The 22,159-nt window shown below is 42.1% G+C and carries 21 protein-coding genes; 19 read left to right on the top strand and 2 right to left on the bottom strand.

Annotation, left to right across the window (positions count from 1 at the left end):
- The coding region (locus IJJ71_RS05190; protein WP_296845733.1) for an AAA family ATPase at positions 1-1,550 on the bottom strand (1,550 nt) is incomplete at its 3' end.
- Between the two features lie 81 nt (positions 1,551-1,631).
- Positions 1,632-1,958: a helix-turn-helix domain-containing protein gene (locus tag IJJ71_RS05185; RefSeq protein WP_296845732.1), complete on the bottom strand. Its 327-nt coding sequence runs from the start codon at positions 1,956-1,958 to the stop codon at positions 1,632-1,634.
- Positions 1,959-2,097: 139 nt separating this feature from the next.
- Between IJJ71_RS05185 and IJJ71_RS05180 the strand changes: the two genes are divergently transcribed.
- From IJJ71_RS05180 to IJJ71_RS05090, 19 genes are all read left to right on the top strand, one after another.
- Positions 2,098-3,207 (top strand): hypothetical protein, encoded by a 1,110-nt coding sequence (locus tag IJJ71_RS05180; protein ID WP_296845731.1) that lies wholly within the window; start codon positions 2,098-2,100, stop codon positions 3,205-3,207.
- Between the two features lie 49 nt (positions 3,208-3,256).
- Positions 3,257-3,829, top strand: coding sequence for an LptM family lipoprotein (locus IJJ71_RS05175; protein ID WP_296845730.1), 573 nt, complete (start codon positions 3,257-3,259; stop codon positions 3,827-3,829).
- Positions 3,830-3,832: 3 nt separating this feature from the next.
- Positions 3,833-4,231 carry a hypothetical protein gene (locus IJJ71_RS05170; RefSeq protein WP_296845729.1) on the top strand — a complete coding sequence of 133 codons (399 nt, stop codon included), beginning with the start codon at positions 3,833-3,835 and terminating at the stop codon, positions 4,229-4,231.
- A gap of 469 nt (positions 4,232-4,700) precedes the next feature.
- Positions 4,701-6,401, top strand: a complete 1,701-nt coding sequence (locus tag IJJ71_RS05165; protein ID WP_296845728.1) for a PEGA domain-containing protein — start codon at positions 4,701-4,703, stop codon at positions 6,399-6,401.
- An 11-nt stretch (positions 6,402-6,412) separates the two neighbouring features.
- Entirely contained in the window at positions 6,413-7,672 is a 1,260-nt protein-coding gene (locus tag IJJ71_RS05160) for a hypothetical protein (RefSeq protein WP_296845727.1), read from the top strand.
- Positions 7,673-7,751: 79 nt separating this feature from the next.
- On the top strand, positions 7,752-9,275 hold the full coding sequence (locus IJJ71_RS05155; RefSeq protein WP_296845725.1) for a transglutaminase domain-containing protein: 1,524 nt from the start codon (positions 7,752-7,754) through the stop codon (positions 9,273-9,275).
- Positions 9,276-9,407: 132 nt separating this feature from the next.
- Entirely contained in the window at positions 9,408-9,551 is a 144-nt protein-coding gene (locus IJJ71_RS05150) for a hypothetical protein (protein ID WP_296845724.1), read from the top strand.
- Positions 9,548-9,955 (top strand): type II toxin-antitoxin system VapC family toxin, encoded by a 408-nt coding sequence (locus IJJ71_RS05145; RefSeq protein ID WP_296845723.1) that lies wholly within the window; start codon positions 9,548-9,550, stop codon positions 9,953-9,955. The genes IJJ71_RS05150 and IJJ71_RS05145 overlap by 4 nt, the downstream gene beginning before the upstream one ends.
- A gap of 12 nt (positions 9,956-9,967) precedes the next feature.
- Positions 9,968-12,088 carry a dipeptide/oligopeptide/nickel ABC transporter permease/ATP-binding protein gene (locus IJJ71_RS05140; RefSeq protein ID WP_296845722.1) on the top strand — a complete coding sequence of 707 codons (2,121 nt, stop codon included), beginning with the start codon at positions 9,968-9,970 and terminating at the stop codon, positions 12,086-12,088.
- Positions 12,085-13,194 carry a ribose-phosphate pyrophosphokinase gene (locus IJJ71_RS05135; RefSeq protein WP_296845720.1) on the top strand — a complete coding sequence of 370 codons (1,110 nt, stop codon included), beginning with the start codon at positions 12,085-12,087 and terminating at the stop codon, positions 13,192-13,194. The genes IJJ71_RS05140 and IJJ71_RS05135 overlap by 4 nt, the downstream gene beginning before the upstream one ends.
- A 1-nt stretch (position 13,195) precedes the next feature.
- The gene (locus IJJ71_RS05130; protein WP_296845718.1) at positions 13,196-14,275 is read left to right on the top strand and encodes an oligopeptide/dipeptide ABC transporter ATP-binding protein; all 1,080 of its coding nucleotides are present in this window, start codon (positions 13,196-13,198) and stop codon (positions 14,273-14,275) included.
- A 44-nt stretch (positions 14,276-14,319) separates the two neighbouring features.
- Positions 14,320-15,228, top strand: a complete 909-nt coding sequence (locus IJJ71_RS05125) for a helix-turn-helix domain-containing protein (RefSeq protein ID WP_296845716.1) — start codon at positions 14,320-14,322, stop codon at positions 15,226-15,228.
- Between the two features lie 146 nt (positions 15,229-15,374).
- Positions 15,375-16,865, top strand: coding sequence for a S41 family peptidase (locus IJJ71_RS05120; RefSeq protein ID WP_296845715.1), 1,491 nt, complete (start codon positions 15,375-15,377; stop codon positions 16,863-16,865).
- 175 nt (positions 16,866-17,040) lie between these two features.
- A complete protein-coding gene (locus tag IJJ71_RS05115) occupies positions 17,041-17,886 on the top strand; it encodes a hypothetical protein (protein WP_296845714.1) in 846 nt (281 codons plus the stop codon).
- A 193-nt stretch (positions 17,887-18,079) separates the two neighbouring features.
- Entirely contained in the window at positions 18,080-18,331 is a 252-nt protein-coding gene (locus IJJ71_RS05110) for a hypothetical protein (RefSeq protein ID WP_296845713.1), read from the top strand.
- Positions 18,332-18,788: 457 nt separating this feature from the next.
- Positions 18,789-18,959, top strand: coding sequence for a hypothetical protein (locus tag IJJ71_RS05105; protein WP_296845711.1), 171 nt, complete (start codon positions 18,789-18,791; stop codon positions 18,957-18,959).
- A gap of 3 nt (positions 18,960-18,962) precedes the next feature.
- Entirely contained in the window at positions 18,963-20,474 is a 1,512-nt protein-coding gene (locus tag IJJ71_RS05100) for a Na+/H+ antiporter NhaC family protein (protein WP_296845709.1), read from the top strand.
- Between the two features lie 104 nt (positions 20,475-20,578).
- Positions 20,579-21,148: a lactate utilization protein gene (locus IJJ71_RS05095; RefSeq protein ID WP_296845708.1), complete on the top strand. Its 570-nt coding sequence runs from the start codon at positions 20,579-20,581 to the stop codon at positions 21,146-21,148.
- 177 nt (positions 21,149-21,325) lie between these two features.
- Positions 21,326-22,159: RluA family pseudouridine synthase (locus IJJ71_RS05090; protein ID WP_296845707.1), on the top strand; the 834-nt coding region annotated here is incomplete at its 3' end.

Genomic DNA, 22,159 nt, shown 5'->3' with positions numbered 1-22,159 from the left:
TCGTCGTAGCTGATGCCCACAAAAAGAATCTCGCCGGAGTAATTCGCAAGGCAGTCAAAATATTGCTTGTCCTTGATTTGATTGAGCGCGGTTTGTACGGACTTGTTGTGCTTCAGCTCCACAATCAGTGCGGGCGAGCCTGCTTTGAGCGGAATATAAACGATGTCGGCAAATCCTTTGCCAGCCGTCATTTCCTTTACGATTGTGTAATTGTTGATGGCGTAAATGAACGCAAGATAAATCGCGCTCTGCAAGGACTCCTCATTGTTGTAGCTTCTGTTGCTCGTGACATGGATATGGCTCGCATCAAGGGCTGTGGCGACGGCATCTTCATTCCCCGAAAGAGTCTCTTTTAGAAGGTTCTTTGAAGCCTCGATTATCTTGTTTGTCTCAGCGTAGTCGGAGTCTTTTTTTATCGCAAGCTGCCATTCTTTGTAAATCTCTCGGTTCGGGATATAGCACTGCTCTTCTTCCGCATCATAAGCAAGGTAGCCAAGATGAATAAGGAATGTGAAAGCATCGTCCTTAGTGTCAAATTCAGTCATGCTGTTTTTGTAAAGCTCGACATCAACATCAATTTTTCCGCCACCGAGCATTGTGATTACATCGTCCTTGATTCCGTCAAAGTTCATTTTAATCTTGTCGGAAATAACCTCGTAGGTCGAAGTGTGACTCCAGTAAGAGCGGAATTCGCCTGTAACCACGGCATTCACCACTGCCTGCGGATTGTAAATCTCATACTCCCCGACTTTGTAGCCGTCATACCAGCTCTTGCACTCGTCAAAACTGCAACTGTATTCCTCGCAAAGAGCTTTGACCTCTTCCGTAGTGAAGCCCGTGAACTCCGCGAACTTGCCAGTGTGGAGCATATTGTATTCTTTAAAATTGTTCATTTTTGACTGAACCCTGTCTCTTATGATAGGAAGAATTCCTGTGAGATACGCAAGCGAAATAGCAGGCTTAAGCTCGGCATTCTTGAAAAGTGAGTTAAGGAATGCAAGGTAAATCTCAAAGTCCTCTTTTGGAACCTGCTCCCGAACCATCACATCATACTCATCGATTATGATGATGAAAGTCTCGCCTTTTTCTTTGTAAACTTTCTGAATGAAAGCAGAAATTGAATTATTCTCACCAAAATCTATATCCGCAAACAGCTCGCGGAATTCCTTGCAGATAAGACTTGAAATATATGAAATTGGATTTTTTTCTTTTTTATTATCGGGATTCAAACATTTCCACTCGGAAAAAAGAGCGTTCAAGTCAAACTTAATCACATTGAATTTGTTGAGGTTCTTTTCGTATGAGGCTGTTTTTGAAATCTTGAATTTTGAGAACAATTCCTTTGAATCGGCACCTTTTGAATAATAGGCGGCAAGCATGTCCTCGGCGATTGACTTTCCGAAACGACGCGGACGGCTCAGACAGATGAATTTGAAAGTCGGGTCATTAAGATAGCGGTTCGTGACATCAATCAGCATGGTCTTGTCAACATAAAGCGAATTTGCTTCTGCGAGAAAATTGTCATTGTTCGGATTCAAGAATGTTCCCATACCAAGATTATAGCACAGAAACGGAAAAATTACACCAAAGCATGAATCATTTTTTTAAGGAAGTCGATTTTAATTTAAGTTTTATATAAAATTTTGAGTTTTGCAAAAGACATCAAAAATCCCATTGACTTGTCCTTGAAGGTTATTAATTAAGTCCTTAAACCTCTTTTTTTCTTCTAATTTTTCATTTTCTTCATAACTTCGGGGCTTAAAAAACTTGTACGGCTCGACTTCAAGTTTTTGCGCGATTATGTCGATTGTCTCTGGTTTTGGGAATTTTTCTCTGCTTTCGATTTCTGTGATGTAAGTTTCTCCGAATCCGATTATTTCTGAAAGTTTTTCCTGCGATAGTCCTTTTTGCCTTCGGTAGTATTTTAAATTCTCTCTGAAAATTTGTCTGACACCCATACTCTAAGAGAATACTCTAAAAAAAATGTCAGATTTATAGCTTAATAGCCTTGAAATCAAAGAGAAATTTAAAAATACTTTAAAATTTTCTTGCTTTCCCTGTCTTTTAGACTATAATATTTAAAGAGGAGGCTTGGACATGAGCGGATTCACTAGAACTGGCGGTACGGTTGTTTTGCTGGGGCTTTTTTTCCTTGCATCTTGTAAGACTACGGAAAATACATACATAAAGACCAAAAATTGCCTGTATGAGAATGATGTCCTTGTTCGGGAGGAGGTCAAGGCAACAAAGGACGGGCAGATTATTGACGCTCGTACTAGGTCTGTTCATGATTTTTCTAAAGCTTTCTCGACTGCATACTCTGATGAGTCAAAGAATCTCGTTTATGCCTTTTCGGTTCAAAAAACGAAGACCTTTGGTGAGCCGTATGAGACCGTTGATTTTAATCTCATTGAATATTATGAAACGAAAAACGGCATTAAGGAGACGGTTATCGGAACAAGATGCATGAGAATGCAGAACAACAAGTACATATATTTCAAGGATAATAGAAAAAAAATGGTCAGGGATATGGGAGACCATTTTCCCGCTGAATTTGAGGAGGCATTCGTTAAAATTGCGGCGGATTTTGAGGCTTCCTTGAACGCTGTTGCCCCTGAAGAGGAAGATGAAGATGAGAAAAATTCTTCGCAGAGCAAGAACGAGAGCGAAAAAATCATCGTCAAGAGCACGCCGAACCAAAGCTATATCGTCTATCAGTTTGCGGGAAAGCCTTTCGTAATCGCAGGGGCGGCGGCTTGGAATATTCTGAAATGTGCCGGGTATGCGTGCATAAACTTTATTGGCGGATACAATGCCGCAAGCGGAAATGTTAATGGCATGTTATGGATGCTTCCGAGCTGGAAGAAATCAAAGGAAAAGGCTGAGGCCGCAAAAGAGGCGAACAAGGTCAAGTATTATCCTGAATATCATATTCCATTTACGAACAACCACATAATCATTGAGAAATATGACAAGGACATAAGTGTCGTGGCAGTTGCGGGCGAGGATGCCGAGATTATCACCCCGATTGAACGCTATGAATATGACCAGTCTATATCAGTGGAGCGTTCTGCGGCGGCGGATGCGGCTTCAACGGCGGCTTTTGCTGGTATGGTCGGAACGGCTGTTACAATCCCTGTTTCTGTAATCACATGGGTAGGCGGAGCTGCGACAGGCATTTACGCCCAAACCCAAACAGGAAAGTAAAAAACTCTGTTTTTCAAGCGGAGTAAAAATATATTTTACGGAGGATTCTATGAAAAGAATTATCGGCGCAGCTATGGCTGTGATTTTGGGTGTCTTTATGACTGGATGTGGAAGCACTGGAAGTGCTGCGAATACGGCATCTGCCAAACAAGCAAAAGATTTGGGGCTTCCTGCATGGACCGGAGGTTCCTATACTTCTGAAGAAATTGTAGATGTTTGGGATGGTCCTGTAAAAGAAAAAGGTTTGTTTTTCCCTGGTGAATCAAATTTCGGCGATAGAAACACAGCAACATCTACAGCCGAATTGAATGCCAAAGCTAATGTCGCTCAATATGTTCAACAGGCGATCATTGATGCACAAGCAAAAAGCACTTCTGTTGACCCTGACAAAAAAATATCAAACACTTTTGCTCGGGAAACAGGAACAGCTGTCGCCCGAAAAGTTTCTGGAATCAGAAGAGTTGATCGTTTTATAGATGGGGATTATGTCTATGTTCTTATGTTCGTTTCAAATGCAAATATTCAGAAAGCTTTAAAAGACGAGAGCTTGTCTGACTACGAACTGAGATTCATTGAGACTGTTTTTCCAACTGAACCAAAAACTCAGCCTGCTGCCGAGTAGCCTATGAAGCCACTTTTTGCATTGATTTTTGCGGCAATTTTCCTCGTTTCGTGCGAAAGCAACAGACCTGGCTATGTGCAGACTTATCATGAAGACGGAACTCCGTCATGGGTTGGTGAGACATTCACGAACCCCTATGGATATTGGGCCGGCTACAATGATGAGAAAGGCTTTTACGCTTGGGGCGGGGCAAAATATGATGACAGAAATGTTTCCACGAATGCCGCAGAACTCGATGCAAAAATCCGTCTGCTCGATTTTATATCGGGCACTTCCGGCTCTTCAAAAGGACGAAAGGCTCTTGTGGGAGTACAAAGGGTTGACCGTTTCATCGCCGATGACGGAACGGTGTATGTGCTGCTTTTCATATCGGACAAGAATGTGAAGAAATCATTTTTATAAATAAAGTGAAAACAAAAAGAAATTGAGAAAGTTCTTGTAGTATTGATTTTTCATAGCTAAAGGAGGTTGCTTATGAAAAGGTTTAGAAAAGTCTTGTTTATATGTGCTCTTATTTCGTTTGTTTTTTTCGCAATAGGTTGTGATAGCATTCTTAACCCGAATAAGGGAACAAAATCTTCTTATATTTTTGAATGGAATTGCACTTATGCAAATTATATTGATGTGTATCCTTCCAATGGAGGCTCTCCATCATATTTCAGGCTGACTCGTTCAAATAGGAGTGTCAAAGTTACATGGGAAGATGAGGGAAATGATTATTTTGGAGGGTTCAGATGCACATATAATTATCCTTCTGGGCGAAATTCCCCACATTATTCATGTTATCACTCCTTAAAGCAAGTTAGTTTTTATGATTATTAGGAAAAAAAGGATTAGTTTATTCTTTATAGAAGAAGCGGAGGATTAGATAGTGATTAAAAATAAATTCAGGACCTTGTTTTCATTGGGTTTGTTTCTCTTGCTTCCTGTTGTGTTCGCCTCCGCCGCTTCAAAGATTCGTGTGACTACGACAAATGTTTCGCTTGCGGGCGTTTATATCGACGGCTCTTATAAAGGTTATGCCCCTGTTTCGGTGGATGTAAATCCTGGCAATCATTCCATTAGGGTTGAGAAGAGCGGCTACGATACTTATACAGGCTCTGTCTATGTTGCGGACGGATATGAGCAGAGCGTTTCTGTGACTTTGGCCGCTTCGGTCGGCTCTATCAAGGCTGAGGCAAAAATCGGTAACAGGGATTTTCGTGGGGTCGATGTTTATCTTGACAATCTTTACAAGGGAACTACGCCGTTGACGATAAATGATGTGAAACCGGGGCTTCACTGGCTGAGATTCTCAAAGAGTGGTTATGACGATGTGAGCGACTCTGTTAATGTGACGGCAGGCTATCAGAACACTGTGACCGCACATTTTTCAGGCGCTGACCTCAATGTGAATGCGAATGTGAGCGGAGCCAGCGTTTATGTTGACGGATCTTATGAAGGAACTGCCCCTCTGGTTGTCCGGGACTTGGAGATAGGAAAACATAGTGTCAAGGTTACTAAAAAACATTATTCCGTTTACAACACGATGACCGATTATTTGAAGGCGGGATATTCTTACAACTTGACCGCAAGCCTTGAGAAAATATCAGGCTATCTTAATACAAATGTGACACCTTCCGATGCGACGATTTATTGTGACGGCGAGGAAATCTCAAAATTCAATGAAGAAATTGACGAAGGAACTTATACGATAAAGGCTCATGCTTTTGGCTATGATGACACAAGCACGACTGTCACGATTGTGCGGAACAAAACTTCCAGCATCTCGCTTACGATGGAAAAATCCGCTTTCGAGGTAAAATCCTTTTCGGCGAATATAAAGGCTTTCAATCCGAAAAACAATAACATAAAGAAATTCGTGAGGTTCAATATCTCCGTTACAGCCCCAGAGACTGGAACTTTGGTGATAAACAATGAAAAGGGCGATACGGTAGCCTCTTGGGATTTGAAATTCGAGACATGGGACAGCTTTGTTGATTGGTACGGAAAGGAAAACGGAAAGCCGCTTCCTGACGGCATATATGTGGCAACGCTCAAAACTTCTGGGTTCATGAGAATAGCGACTGTGCGGATTGACCATACGGTAAAAGATTATGAGCAGAGGGCAAGAAGCAAAGGCTTCTTCTTTGATGTTGGTAGCGTGAAAGGTCCGTTCTATGAAGGATTCGCTTTCGGGGCAAGCGGTTTCTATGGCAAAAAACATCTGTACGGTGGAATCGCCGCTGACTTCTTCATGACAAAAATGAGTGGGGATTACAAGGATTATAAAATCTTGAAAAATCTTTATTTTATTGACACCGAAGTTCTGGGTGGGGCAAGCTTCAACTTCTATATATTCAGACCTTATGCACATGTCGGTCTCGGGTATTATTTTGCTGTTCCATCGGCGGAATCAAAATATAAGAAATATGTCGATGGCACGAACGGCCTTTCTCTGAGCGGAACTTTGGGAATGGATCTTGTTTTTGACCATTTCGTTTTGGGCGGCTATTACAAGCTTAGGAGCCTTAAAGGAGCGGGATACACTGATTCTTTTGGGGTTAGCTTTGGCTGGTGTTTTGACAAATAGGAGAAAAGATTATGGGCAAGAAGATTCGATTTATAGGTTCGCTGATTTCTGTTGTTATTATGGTTTTTGCCAATATTTCTTGTGCGGACAAACTGAACGAGGACAGACCTGAGAACAGCAAGAAGCTTGCTAAGGCATTGGGAATTTCTTATCCTATAAAGAGCGGTGGGGCGGTTCCGACTTCAAACACCAATTCATTTTCAGATACTGTTTCGGGAAAATTCACGAAATCCGGCGGCTATATAATATATACTTTTTACGCATATTCAAAAATTACTTACACCCTCAGCTGGATGAACGGAAGCGGAGCAAAAATTTCTGTTTCTGCGGGAACAAGCAGTTCCTATCCGACAAGTTTTTTCAGCGGAAAAACATCAGGTCAGCAAACTATTTGTTCATATTCAGGCACAGGAGAAACTGTTTACATAAAGGTAATGCCGTATAATTCTTCTTATGTTGGAACATTCTCTCTTACCGTGAGCAATTCTAAATATAATCTGACTTTATCAAAATATTCATCATCTGGCGGGGCAACGGACACTACTGTCAGCACTCTCAAAGTTGGTTCTTTCCATTCGGCGTATGTTGAGGATGACGCTGATTTTTATCTTCCCTATGGTGACTCAAAAGAATTTTCTTTCAGAATATCAAGCGGATATATTATGTATATACAGTATTTTGATTCGAGAAGTTCAACTTGGTCAGACATTTGTTCCAATGGTGGAAGAAGTGCTGGAAGGGCAACGCCTGTGGTTTACAATTCTTCGGGGGCAGAATTCGGTACGATAGATTCTATGGGGCTTTCAAATTCTCAGTCTGAAGCAGGTGGAAATTATAAAGTCAGGCTGACAGCCTCATCTTCCGGGTATGTCGCAATCAGAGTTTTCCAAATGCCGACTGCGGCTTATGTTACAAATACAATCTCTGTTGCCACTGGAAAAGGAAGTAGGGCTTCAGATTTGACGACTGTTTATTTTTCTTCATACTCTGCTTGCACTAATTATAAATTTTATGCGATTTCGGGGACAAAGTATAATCTCCGATTCTATGACAGTGACACAAAATCAAGTTCATCAATATCGGCTTCAAACAATTTTACCGATGCTTTGGGAATTGTATATTCTGTGACGGATGGCGGTTATGAGGTATATACTGATTCTGATGAATTCTCTGGTTTTACACCAACTACTTCTGGCTACTATATTTTATCAGTTGGTAAATCTTGGTCAGGTGCGAATGACGGATATGTTGGCTTCCGCTTGTACAAATAAATCCGTTGCTTTTGCTTGTAATCCGTGCGAGAATTGAAAAAGCCGTTAATTTCAGGTTTTATGGCGGGGAGACTCAATCATGCTAAAAAAATCAATTTCTTTCCTCATTCTCATATTCCTTTCTTCTCAAATGTTCTGCGCGACCATGAATCCAAAAGTCCGTCAAGTTCCAAAGAATATTCAGGAGCAGGTTTTTATCACTCCCAAAGAAACTTTGCCTCAGCTGGTGAATTTCCTTGTGGGAACGAGCGGAGACACTTCTTCCCGTGTAAAAATCCTTCATGACTGGATTTGCGACAATATTTCCTACGACTGCAATGCTTTCACCAACGAAGGGGTGGGCAAGCAGGATTACGAGAGTGTTCTCAAAAAGAAAAAGGCGGTTTGCGTTGGCTATTGCAACTTGATGGCGGCGATGTGCTATTATGCAAAAATCGAGGTCGATATAATTTCTGGTTGGTCGAAGGGCTTCAATTATCCGGGCTATTTGTATAAAGAAAGTGACCACGCTTGGAATGTTGTAAAAATCGGCGGAAAATGGAAGCAGATTGATGTGACCTGGGATGCGGGCTATGTTGACAAGCGGAGTTTCATCAAACGGTACACGCTCCAGTGGTTCAATCTTTCGCCATCACAATTCATTTATTCTCATCTTCCCGAAGAAGAAAAATGGCAGCTTTTGCCAGAAAAACTCATTCGCACCCCTGAGCAATTCGTAAAAGAGCCGTACATTCCGGGCATTTTCTTTGAGTACGGCCTTTCATTCGGGAAAAATGCCCCCGAGTACACGAACGAGATTTCCGAGGCGACTGGATTCGACATCGTTTGCTCAAAGCCGAATGTTATGATGATGGCAAGCATTTACGGTAACGACGCTCCTTCCGACATGGATGCGGCGAGTTGGTTTGAGAATGCGGGCAGAACGAGGCGGTTTATTTTCGATGTTCCCGACAAAAAGACTTATTCCACCCAGTTCGGCGCAAGGTTCAGCGGCACGACCACAAATCCCAAATTTTTCAACAAGTCTGACTTTGAGCAGAATATTTTGGCGAAATTGCCATCTCTTGTTTCTTCCAAAAAAATCACGCCGAAAGAAGCAGAGCTTTTTGAAAAATCATACTATTTAATAGAAGAAAACAACCGTTATTACTACGCCGAAGACCTTTTTGACAACCCACGCAACCTTGCGAACAACAAAATCCTGAAACTTCTCGACCGAAACACTCACAACTACGAGACCGTTTTGAATTTTGACATAAAAGCCGCCTCAGATTATGACGGATTCGGAAAAAATGTGCTTCGTTTTCCGCAAGCCTATCAAAATTACCAGAACGCAAGCACAATCAGCCTGATTTCTCCGCTCAAAGGAAGTCTTAAAAGGGGCAGCGAGGAGCATTTTTCTATCAAGACGAACGCATATTCAAGTTTCGTGATTGTCACCGCCGAAGAAAAATATGAATTCATCCCAAAAAATGCCAAGACCGGGGCGTTTGAGCTGGATTTCAAGATTCCGGAAGATGCCGAAAAACTTGAATTGTATTCCTCCAAAGACGGAAAGCAGTTCGCCACGATTATTTCTTATCAACTGGAGCAGCAAAATTAAGGTAATTTTCATCTAGTGAAATCTAGGGAAGTGTGGTATAATGAAATCTGAGGTGAGTATATGATGGTCGTATCTTACACGGATTTTTTCGCAAATCCCGCCCAATACAAGCAGGCGGCTTCTCTTTCGGGTTTGAAAATTCTGCCAGAGAAAAAAAAGAAAAAATTTCCTCGCCGTATTCAGAAAAAATTGGAACATTTGGAAGCTGTGATTGGGATTTTACCTGATGATATTGATGAAGAGGCTATAAAGGCTGAGAGGTTGTCACGGCAATGAAAGTTTTATTTGATACTAATGTAACCGTCGATATTTTGACGAATCGCCAGCCATTTTGCACGGATTCAATTCAGTGTTATCGAAAATTAATTGAAAATGATGATAAAATTTTTATTTCAACGGTTTCTGTGGCTGATGTTATGTATATGACACGAAAGCATTATTCGAATATTCAGAAACAGTTTTCGGTCGTTTCTGATTTTTTGAGCACGATGAAAATTGCTAAAGTTTGCAAAAAGGATTTGGATTTTGCTTTTTCTGGGGTTATGACAGACTTTGAGGACGGCATACAAGCTTGTTGTGCGAAACGCCATCACGCAAAACTGATTATTACCCGAAATGTAAAAGATTTCGTCAATTCTCCTGTTCTCGTTGTCACTCCCACAGATTTTCTCGCAATGTGAGGTTTTTCGATAGTGTCACGCCTTTTCCAATACCTAAAAACCCGGCCTCTCGCAATCATTTCCGTTGTTCTCCTTGCGATTCTCTATCTTTTTATGATTTTCGCACCATTCATCTCGCCTTACAGCCCGACTCGTATTTTTGAGGAAGACACTTTCCATCCTTCAAACATAGAGCTGACTTCACACGGAATAGTCGCACGAGAATACCGCGTTCTGAACCCGATTACATGGCGTTATGCGAAAGTGCGTGGTGAAGAGTTCCATCACAAAATCAGCTTTTTCGTAAAAGGCGAGGAATACAAGATTTTCGGCCTGATTCCGTCTAGCCGTCACCTTTTCGGTACCAAGCCGGATCCGCGCACAGGCGAGCTTTACCCGGTCTTTCTTTTTGGCTCGGACAACCTCGGCCGTGACCTTTTTAGCCGCATGGTTTATGGAAGCCGAATTTCGCTTACGATTGGTTTTGTTGCAAGCGCGATTTCTCTTGTGCTTGCGATTCTGCTCGGTGGTTTAGCGGGCTACTATGGCGGCAAAACTGACTGGCTCGTTATGCGTTTCTCCGAGTTTTTCATGCTGATTCCTGGTCTTTACCTGATTTTGTTCCTTCGTTCCCTTCTCAACAGCAAGATGGACTCTGGCACAAGCTATATGATAATCACCGTGATTCTTTCGCTTGTCGGCTGGCCTGGCAGTGCGCGCACGTTGCGTGGTATGGTTCACTCAATCAAGCGTGAGGAATTTGTTATGGACGCAGGTTTGGAGGGTGTTCCGAGCACGGTGATAATTTTCTTCCATATAATTCCGCAAATTACGAGTCTTTTGATTGTCTCAACCACTCTTGCGATTCCGGGCTTTATCATGAGCGAGACCACGCTTTCATACCTGGGGCTTGGAATTGCCGACCCTGCCGTAAGCTGGGGAAGCCTTATCAACAGGGACATTTCCACGCTCTCAAATCTCAAGAATTTTCCGTGGCTTCTGACTCCTGTCTGGCTTTTGCTTGCCGTCACTCTGGCTTTTAACTTTTTGGGCGATGCACTCCGTGACTATTTTGACCCTTATCATGTCGTGTTCAAAACTTGGCGAAAAAAGAAAACCACAGATTACACAGATTGTAGTGAAAACCGCAAGAATTTTGTGCAACAAAATTCTTGTCGCGACACGATGGCTCGAATCCCTGGCACTTGGCTTTCTGTCCAGAATCTCCGTGTATCATTCACCGTGCTGCGCGGTTCAAGCCATACTGTTATCCAGTCGGTTCGTGGCGTATCGTTCAGCATGAACCGTGGTGAGATTTTGGGAATCGTTGGCGAAAGTGGCAGCGGAAAATCTGTCACGACTACGGCGATTCCGGCCCTGCATCCTTCTAATGCAACGGTCGAAGGAAAAATCTTCTTTGACGGCGTGGAACTTACTTCGCTAAGCCAGAAAGAAATGCGTTCTTACCGCGGAAAAAAAATCGGCCTGATTTTTCAGGAGCCGGGGCGAAGTTTTGATCCGCTGCAGAACATCGGTTCGGTCTTTTTTGAAACCTTCCGTAACTCATTCCCTGAAATCACAAGACCCGAAGCCGATAAAAAAACAATTGAGCTTTTGGACGAAGTGGGGCTTCCGGATCCTCAAAGCCGACTCAAAAACTTTCCGCACCAGTTTAGTGGCGGTCAGCTTCAGAGAATTTCTATCGCGCTCTCACTTGCACAGGGCTGCGAGCTTTTGATTGCCGATGAGCCTACGACAGCCCTCGATGTTACGATTCAGGCTCAGATTGTGGGCTTGCTCGCAAATCTTCGTAAAACCCGGAAACTTTCTATTATATTCATCAGCCACAATATTGATTTGGTTGCAAGTCTTTGTGACAACATCATCGTAATGTACGGCGGCTTGATTATGGAAAAGGGCACGAGTGACCAAATCATGAATCACGCGCGTCATCCATACACAAAAGCTCTTTTGGCTTCAAGCCCTCGCTTTGGCACTCATTATACAACAGAACGGCTGGTTTCAATCCCTGGCCGCGTAACAGATCCGGCGCACCCAGAGCCGGGCTGTCCGTTCGCACCGCGCTGCCAGTACGCGAAGGATGAATGTAAAGAGAGTCAAACTGATTGTTATATCGCAGGAGAAAAAAAATGAAAAAGTTAGGCATCATCGCACTTGAATCTGCTCAGAATGCTGGAAAAAAAATTGACGATATACTTTCGAAATGGCGTGGCGGCGAGCATTTTTTGATTCCCTCTTCTTGCCCGCGATTTGGAAGCGGCGAGGCAAAAGGTCTTGTCAAGGAATCCGTGCGTGACCGCGATATTTATATCCTTGTCGATGTTTGCAATCCTTCTGTCACTTACAAAATGGACGGCTATGTAAACCGAATGTCTCCCGATGACCATTTTCAGGACTTAAAGCGCGTGATTGCGGCTTGTAACGGTAAGGCCGGCCGAATCACCGTGATTATGCCTTTCTTGTACGAGAGCCGGCAGCATCGCCGTACTGGCCGAGAGTCTTTGGACTGCGCGATGATGCTTCGGGAACTTGAAAACATGGGCGTTTATGACATTATCACCTTTGATGCACATGATCCGCGGGTGCAGAATTCGATTCCGTTCAGCGGTTTTGAGGATGTTTCTCCGGCCCTGCAGTTTACTCAGGCTCTTTTGACCGAGTACGAAGATTTGAAAATCGACAGCGAGCACATGATGTTCGTTTCCCCGGACGAGGGCGCGACTCAGCGGGTTGTTTTCATGGCATCGATTTTCGGCGTGAACATCGGCATGTTCTATAAACGCCGTGACTACAGCAAAATTGTGGACGGCATGAACCCGATTATCGCTCATGATTTCTGTGGCGAGTCGGTTGAGGGCAAGGATGTGATTGTTGTTGATGACATGATTTCTTCTGGTGGCAGCATGATTGATGTCGCAAAGCAGCTCAAGGCCCGTGGGGCAGCCCGCGTGTTTATGTTCGCGACTTTTGGCCTTTTCACTAACGGACTTGAAAAATTTGACCAGGCTTATTCAGATGGAATTTTTGACCGTGTTTTCACCACAAATCTTGTTCATCAGAAGCCGGAGCTTTTGGAGCGACCGTGGTATTTTTCTGTCGGCATGAACCGTTATGTCGCTGCAATCATCGACACGCTCAATAAGGGAAACTCAATGCAGGAAATCATCAAGCCGGCCGAGCGCATGAAAGAATTTGTCGAATTATACAAAATTAAGTCTAATCCGTCTGACAGGAGATAAAATGTCTGATTTCATAATTCAAGCCGAACATTTGACAAAAAAATTTACCCTTGATGCTGGATTTTTCGCCAAAAACGACCGATTTGTTTACGCGGTCAATGATGTTTCTTTCGGAATCGAGCGTGGTAAAACTTACGGCCTGGTAGGAGAATCAGGCTGCGGAAAGACCACGACTGCCCGAATGTTAGTGCGGATGTACAAAGCAGACGGCGGAAAGATTTGGTATAGGGCGCTCCCCACCGATGGTGGGTCTGGCTTTTCGGGGTTCCGCGCTAACCGCGCTCCATTGCCTGCGGCAACGGCTGAAGCCGCCCCTACAATCCATAGCGCAGGGGGAGAGGCCGCAAGTGGCGACATGGAGGCGCAAAATATTCTTCTATATAATAAGACACAGCTCCGCCAGTATCGCGAAAAAATCAAATATGTCTTTCAGGATCCTTCTCGTTCGCTCAATCCCCGAATGACGGTTTTCAATATCCTTACTGCCAGCTACAAGTATTCATCAATCTGGCCGGGCAAAAAAATCGCTTACGAAGAAGCCGGCCGTATCATGGAAGAAGTCGGCCTCGATCCGTTGGACTTGGAAAAGCGGCCGAGCGAATTTAGTGGAGGACAGAGGCAGCGAATCTCAATCGCACGAGCCTTGATTATGAAGCCTGAGGTCATGTTCTGTGACGAGGTAGTGAGCGCGCTCGATGTGAGCGTTCAGAGCCAGATTTTGAACTTGCTGCAGGATATCCGGGAAAAGCGCGGAATTTCTTTCCTTTTTATCGCACATGATTTGCGTGTTTCGTGCTATTTTTGTGACACAATCGGCGTGATGTACCGCGGGCTTCTGGTTGAGGAAGCACCTGCCCGCGATTTGTACAAAACGGCCGCCCATCCATATACCAAATTGCTTTTCTCTGGAAGCGATAATTCTTCATCAAATTCAAACGGTGAGGTCAAGACAACTTTGGAAAGCCTTCATGGTTGTCCTTTTTCTCACCGATGCCCGTACGCGAGCGAAAAATGCCGTAATCAAATCCCTGAATGGAAAGAAATTTCAACTGGGCATAAGGTAAGGTGTGTCCTGGGGTAGAAAATTGGACTAATCAAATTTTCCATTGTATAATTTTAACTGTTATGGAAACTTACATCATCGGAAGCATACTCAAAGAATACAGGACACGACTGAATATTTCTCAGGAAGATATATCTTTTGATTTGTGTGCTGTTTCAACACTTTCACGCATTGAGGGCGGAACTCAGCTGCCAAGAAGAAAACTTGTCGAGGCCTTGTTTAGCAGAATGGGTATGGTCACGCCTTCAAGCGGAATCCCGATGAGCCGTGCGGATTTTTATCGCGAAAACCTTGAGTATAAAATCAACGACATGATCGCCAGGGCAGACTATGAAATCGCGGGCTTGCTCGAAGAATACAAAAATTGTGACAAAGACATGGATGTTTTTGAACGGCAATTTTATACTTTTTATAAAACCTTGTCAGAAAATGTAAAAACTCCTGATGACAAAAAAGCAATGGAAAACTATGTTTCTGCATTAAGACTTACCGTTAAGAATTATGATGTAAAAGAATTGCCTCTTGCCCGCCTGCTTACAAGAATCGAAATCCTGATTTTAAACAATATCTCGCGGACACTATATTCTTTAGGCGAAGAAGAAAATGCAATTTCCATCATGGAATTCCTTCGTTCCTATTTTGAAAAAGGAATCGTAAGCGAAGAAGAAAAAGCAAAAAATTATCATGTGATTCTCTTCAATCTTGAAAACTGGTATGGACTTTCGGGCAATGACAAAAAATCGCTCGAAATCAGCGAAATCGCGATTGATTCATGCTCAAAATATGGTCCCAGCAACTTGTTTCCATATCACATCTTCAATAAAGGTTGTGTGTTGGTTAAACTTGGGAGAATGGAAGAAGGCAAAAAAAGTCTGGAACATTCATTCGTAATAATGGAAGAATTAAAAAAGTGTGATGATATTGCCAGCGGAAAAAAGTGGTGCAAAGAAAAACTTGGTCTGAACCTCTGAAAAGTAAGTTTTAATTAAAAATTTCGAAGAATTTTGTAAGTTTTTTTCCTTTTTTCTCAAAATTTGCGTAAAACGCTATGGTGTGTTTTATTCCGCGGACTTAGAATCTATATAAATCTATTAAAAAAAGAGGTATTATTATGAATATGAAAAAACTTACCCTCATTCTTTCCCTCTTTTCTCTCTGCATGATCCTGAGTGCGAAGCCTGTTTTGCTTTCAGAATCGCCTTGTGAATATATGGAAACTTTCGTTGGCTATGACTGGAATGAATATAAAAGTATACTTACTTATGAAGAATTTTCTTCTGATATAAATCAGCTCTGTTATTATCTTCAGAATGCTTATGCCGGTTATGAAGGAATGTGTGGGCAGGGCTTTGATGCTGCGAAACTGAAAACTGAATTCCTTGCGGGTTATGGGGGACAAGAAAAAATCGATACTCGTGCGGCGTTCAAATTTATTGCTGACTTCCTTGAACCGTTTATTTCGGACAGGCATTTTTCAATCATTACAAAGATGGCAGTTTTTGAACCTGTAAAAAGCAGCAGATTCTTTTATACGAATACATTTGTTGAAAAATCTGATGACGGTTTTTATCTTTTGCAGAGTGATAGCGAAAATCTTTCAAAAGGAATGAAATTTGATGGAGCTTCAGAAAATTTATTCTATTATCCGGTGAAAGGAAAAAATGTCTGGCGAATCGGGATTATAAGCGTTGAGAATCCTAAGATTCTGAGCGTGCAATTTGAAGGAAAATCTTTTCTTCTTCCTGTTTATGATGATGGTGCGATACAAACTTCTTCCATCAGGTATCATGAATTGGAAAGCGATGATTCTGTCTATGCGAGTCTTTCAAGTTTTTGGCTTCCAGAGGAAGGCTCCCAGTTTCGGAAAGGTGCTGACATTGTGCTTTCAAAATATGCCAGCCTTGCTTCAAAGTATTATGATAAAAAGAATATAATCATCGATTTGAGGGGGAATCCTGGTGGACAAGCGGAATATTCTGAATATTTGTTGTACTCATTGTATACGAATAATAAAAAAGAATTCTCATGGAAAAAACTCCCCAAATACAGCAAATGGTTTGAATCGTATATTAGCAATGAAAAATGGATTGAATCGCCAGTAACTATTGAATCTTTGTTTAAGTTTAACGAGAGCCTTGGTTTTCATTATTCAGAATTAAGAAAAATGCTTGAAAAATCAAGGCAAAAGCCAGTTAAGAAAATATTCGGAACTCAGAAAACAAAGCCCCTTAAAAAGAACAAAAATGCCTTCCCAGGTAAAATCATAATTCTTATCGACAGAAACTCGCTCAGTGCTTCTGAAAATACCGTCGTGCTCGCAAAAAAGTTGTTCGGTGACAATGCTGTCATAATTGGAGAAAAAACAGGTGGTTGCTGTGAATATTTGGATAATATCGATTATATGCTTTCTAATTCGAAAGTTTGCGTTCATTTTGGTTCCAAAAAGAATGAAGGCATGAAATATTGCGACTCTTGGCATGGCGAAGGATTTGGCATTTACCCCGATTATTGGTCAATCGGTGAGGATTTGAACGACACGATTTTCCTTGTCACGGACGATTCGGAGATGAAGGAAAAACTTGCGGAAATCGACTCAAGGTTAATGTAATCATGAACAAATTCTGAGGTCAAGAAAAGTGCCAAAAATCGAAACTTTTTTATATAAGGAGGAGACTCATCCAGTGGCGGTAATGGTGGTTCAGGTGGAGGAAAATAAATAGCAGATTAAAGGAACTGTTTTTTTGCAGTTCCTTTTATGTGATTTTGATTTTGGAGTTTTTATAATGAAACATATCGTTAGTTTATTGATTTGTTTATTGGTATTTTATTCTTGTAAAACAAATCGATATGGATTTCCAGAATATCTTGCCTCAGAACTTTCAAATAATGATAGCGATAGTTATAGGTTTGTGTTGTTTGATAATTATTTGGATTATACGACTGTTGCACCAATAATCGAATACAGAGTTAATAATCAAAGCTTGTATATGGCTATCGATACAGGTGGAACCAGAAGCATTTTATTACATCCGAAAATAGACAGTTTGATTTCAGAGGAGTACTTGAAGTCGGTGGAACAGTTTGATTACAGCGGTGATAAAATTTGTGAGTTTTGTTTTGAGGGGGATAATTTTAAATATGTTGTTGATCCATTGGGAAATTTTACAACAAGCCAAAAATATAATTATTTCGATGGATTTTTAGGGGAAGACTATCTTACGCAATTTAAGAATGTTGTTTTTGATTATACGCAGAATAAGTTTTATGTTGACCAAAATCCCATCTGTGATAAATCTCTTCCTATGCATAAGCATGACGAATGGAATTTATTTTTCATAGATATTGAAGTAAATGGGGAAAAAACAAGCGGTATGATTGATACAGGTAGTAAAATAGTTTTTTTGAGCAATGTTAAAAATCAAAATTTTAGGACAAATGAGTTTAATTATGTTGATTTACGGATTGGAGATATAAATTATGAAAATCTTGAGATAGGATATGGGGGGGAGATTATAACGAACAAACGAGCATTTGAAATAATGGAGACCTACAACATCATCGGGTATCCATGCTTCAAAGACCATGTTATACAGCTCGACTTTGAGCATAATAAATTTAGGATAAAGTAGTTCTTCGTTGAAGGACTTTTGAGAACCTATCCCGCAAAAGACTATATTCTTGATAAGCATGGTTTAGGATAGGCAACAAACCTGACTGTTCTAAGCTGCAAAAACAAAAACTACTTTTACAGAAAGTGAAAGCAAAAGGAGCGTTTTATGATAGCTGTAGAATGCTGCGTAAAAAACTGACGGATTCGCTGCAATGGATGCGGACGAACTGTTCTTTATCAATGGCGGAAGCGGTGCAAGTGCAAGTGTGTCACATACTAGTGTTGGAGGCGTACCTGTTACTATTGCTGGTAATTATGGAACTATAAGTTTTACTTCTTCTGGTGATAATTCGAATCCTACTAACAGTCAGGTTAGTATTTCTAATAATCACGGAAAAGTTTCAATAGGTGTATATTCAAATACAAGCTCTAGTGGTTCTAGCTCCGGAAGTGGTGGAAAATAATTAATTGGAGGTTTGCTCAAAATTGGGGAATTCTTCCCGCAAAAGACAGAATTCCCCAATAGAAAGTCATCAAATAGACAACAAACCTTTTCAAGTATATCTCGTAAAAAAATATAGTCCATATTAAGAGGAGGCAGAATTAAATCTTTTACTTTATAAAATCCTATTGCTATTAAATAACCCCATATTACTAAAATAAAGCTCGATTATAATGAAAACTTATTTTTCATGTAACAAATTTCTGGGCATAAAGTTCGATGCTGGGTGGAATAAAATCTAGATTCTTTTTATAGAAATAACGGAACTAAAGTTCCTGACGAGTTTTAACTCTTGAAAATAACAAGAGTTAAAACTCGCGTTTTCAAAGTTACCTCTAAAAACTGAAGTTTTTAGAGGTTCCCATATTTCAAAAACTGTGTTACTCTTTAAAAGTTATAAAAAGTAAGGAGGTGTCATTATGACAAATAAAACTGTTATTGATGCGCTCAAACAGATGAAAACATACTGTGCGGCGGATTTACTGGACAAACTGAATTACGCGATTGCCGTATTCGAAAAACTGGAGAACGACGGAATTGATAATCCGCTCAAAACAGATTTCACAGTTATCTTAAAGGAAGGAAAGTAAAAAATGACTGGAACTTTTTTCTCCCTTGTGCCTCCAATCGTGGCTATTGCGCTGGCACTCATCACAAAAGAAGTTTATTCTTCGCTCTTTGTCGGTATTTTGATTGGTGGAGCTTTCTTTGCGATTGATGCAGGAAGCGGTTTCACTGGATTTTTCACACATGTATTCTCAGACGGCATGATTAAGCAGCTTTCAAGTGCATGGAATGTCGGCATTCTCGTCTTCCTTGTTGTTTTGGGAACAATGGTTGCCCTCATGAACAATGCTGGCGGTTCCTCAGCTTTCGGTGAATGGGCCAAAAAGCACATCAAGTCAAAGCTCGGTGCACAGATTGCAACTGTTTGCCTCGGTGTGCTCATTTTCATCGATGATTATTTCAACTGTCTTACAGTCGGCTCTGTTATGCGCCCGATTACCAAAAAATACAAGGTTTCCCGCGAAAAGCTCGCTTATCTCATTGATGCGACTGCGGCTCCGGTTTGTATTATCGCTCCGATTTCTTCATGGGCGGCAGCTGTCGCAGGTTTCGTAAGCGAGGGTGAGAACGGCCTGGCTCTTTTCTGCAAGGCAATTCCGTTCAACTTCTATGCTTTCTTCACAATCGGCATGATGTTCCTCTTGATTTGCATGAATTTTGAATTCGGAACTATGGCAAAATTTGAAAACAGCCGCAACGACATGACTGAAGATACAGAAGAAAAAATTTCTACTCGCGGAAAAGTATTCGACCTTGTTTTCCCGATTATAAGCCTCATCGTTCTTTGTACAATCGGCATGATTTACACAGGCGGATTCTTTGCAAGCGGAGAAGATCACAAAAACTTCGTTGACGCTTTCGCAAACAGCGATGCTTCCGTTGGCCTTGTTCTCGGTTCGTTCGCCGCTTTGATTCTCACAATTGTCGTTTATCAGGTTCGACGCGTCCTTTCTTTCAAAGATTGCATGGCATGTATTCCTGACGGATTCAAGGCAATGGTTCCGGCAATTTTGATTCTCACTTTGGCCTGGACTCTCAAAGCAATGACGGATTCATTGGACGCTTCAAAATATGTCGCAGGGCTCGTCGAAGGAAGTGCAAAAGGCTTGCAGAATTTCTTGCCGGCTATCATTTTCGTGATTGCAGGTTTCCTTGCATTCGCAACTGGAACAAGCTGGGGCACATTCGGCATCCTCATTCCAATCTGTATCGCAGTTTTCCCAGGAAGCGGCGACCCATTGCGAATCATTTCGATTTCAGCTTGTATGGCTGGTGCTGTTGCCGGCGACCATTGTTCACCAATCAGTGACACAACAATCATGGCAAGTGCTGGCGCACAGTGTGAGCATGTAAACCATGTATCAACTCAGCTTCCTTATGCCCTCACTGTAGGAGGAGTTTCATTCCTCACATACATCGTAGCGGGCTTCTCACAGTCTCTGGGCGTTTTAGCAAGCGGAATCATCTCATGGATTGTGGGCGTTGTCCTCCTCGTAGGAACAATGATTGTGCTGAAGAAGACGTTTGCTGTTAAATAAAAATATGTTTCTCACGGAGAACACGGAGCTCACGGAGATTTTTCTTTTGTAAGAAAAATCTCTGTGTTCTCTTAAGCTCTGTGAGAAATGAAACAGGAGCATTTATGGACACAGAAAAAATTATCGAAAGTCTTAAAAAACGTGGATTTGAAGCAGTTTTTGCACAAACAAAAGCCGAGGCTGTTGAAAAGGCTCTTGGCTTTATCCCTGAGGGCTCGACAGTCTCTTGGGGGGGCTCTGTCTCAATCGAGGAGTCTGGCTTGCTCGACAAAATCAAAAGCGGGAACTACAAGGTAATTGACCGTGCTACAGGCAAAACTCCCGAAGAAAAAACTGAGCTCATGCGAAAGGCGTTCTTTGCAGACACATTCCTCACAAGCTTTAATGCAGTTAGCGAGGACGGCGTTCTTTTCAACATCGACGGAAACGGAAACAGAGTCGCCGCAATTACATTCGGACCAAACTCTGTAGTCGCACTTGTCGGAATAAACAAAATTGTAAAGAACGAGAGTGAGCTTGAAGAACGCGCGCTCAAAGTCGCCGCTCCCAAAAATGCCAAACGACTTGCCCTGAGCGATGAAAAGGACATTTGTGCAGTCTTTGTCAAACATCGTATTTCCCGCACAAAAGGCCGGATCAAAATAATCCTCGTCGGCGAAGAACTGGGGTATTAGAAGTTAGGAGTTAGGAGTTAGGAGTTAGAAATTAGGAGTTTGCAATTAGCAATTAGCAATTAGCAATTAGGAATGTGCAATTGGGGCGGTCCCGCCTTTGGCGGGCGGGTGTTTCGCCCTTCGCTCACGCTCATAGCCTACGGCTACTTCGGGGCTACATACCCTACCGCTTTCCTTATGAAAACATTTAATCTTGTCGCTCAAAAATCAATTTCTCTTAATGAATTTCTCCGCTTGCAGCTTCCCCGGATTTTGAACACGGAGATTTCTAACAGCAAAATCCGCCGTCTTATTGTTGCCGGAAGCGTGAGTGTGGGCGGGCGTCAGATTCGGCTTCCTGGCTTCAATCTTCGGGCTGGGAGTGAAATTTCTGTTCTTATCGATGAAGAAAAGCTCTTTTTTGAGAAGCAGCCTGATGACATAAACTATGAGCTTACTCCCAAAGATATTCTTTTTGAGGACGAGAATATAATCGTCGTGAATAAGCCCACTCATTTTCCGACTGAGGCCGGAATGGTTGGAAGCCGCGACAATCTTCATGCTGCAATCATCCGCTTTTTGTTCGAGAGACAGAAAATCGAGCACCCGAACGCAAAAAATCCGCCGTATCTTGGAATCATGCACCGGCTTGACCGTGACACAAGCGGCGTTATTTTGTTCACCAAAACCCGCTCCGTGAATGCCGCCTGCCATGAAATGTTTGAGAGCCACACTGCGTACAAAGTCTATAATGCAGTTGTCGCCGTAAAATCTTCAGAAGCCGCAAAGTTTCCTGTTGGCAAAAAAATCACCGTTGACTTTCCGATGGGCAGAATCAGCCCCAAAGGGCAGGCTGCAAAGTGGGGAAAGGTCAGCGAAAAAAATGGCGGGCTTTCCTCTAAAACTGAATTTACCGTATTAAAAAAAATAGATGCTGCTTCCCTTGCTCTTGATACAAATCCGGACTTTAAGGGCTTTTCTTTTCTGCTTTTGGAATGCCGGCCTCTTACAGGCAGAACCCATCAGATTCGC

The sequence above is a fragment of the Treponema sp. genome (assembly GCF_017430385.1).
GTDB lineage: Bacteria > Spirochaetota > Spirochaetia > Treponematales > Treponemataceae > Treponema_D.
This window is presented reverse-complemented; position numbering and strand designations above follow the sequence as displayed.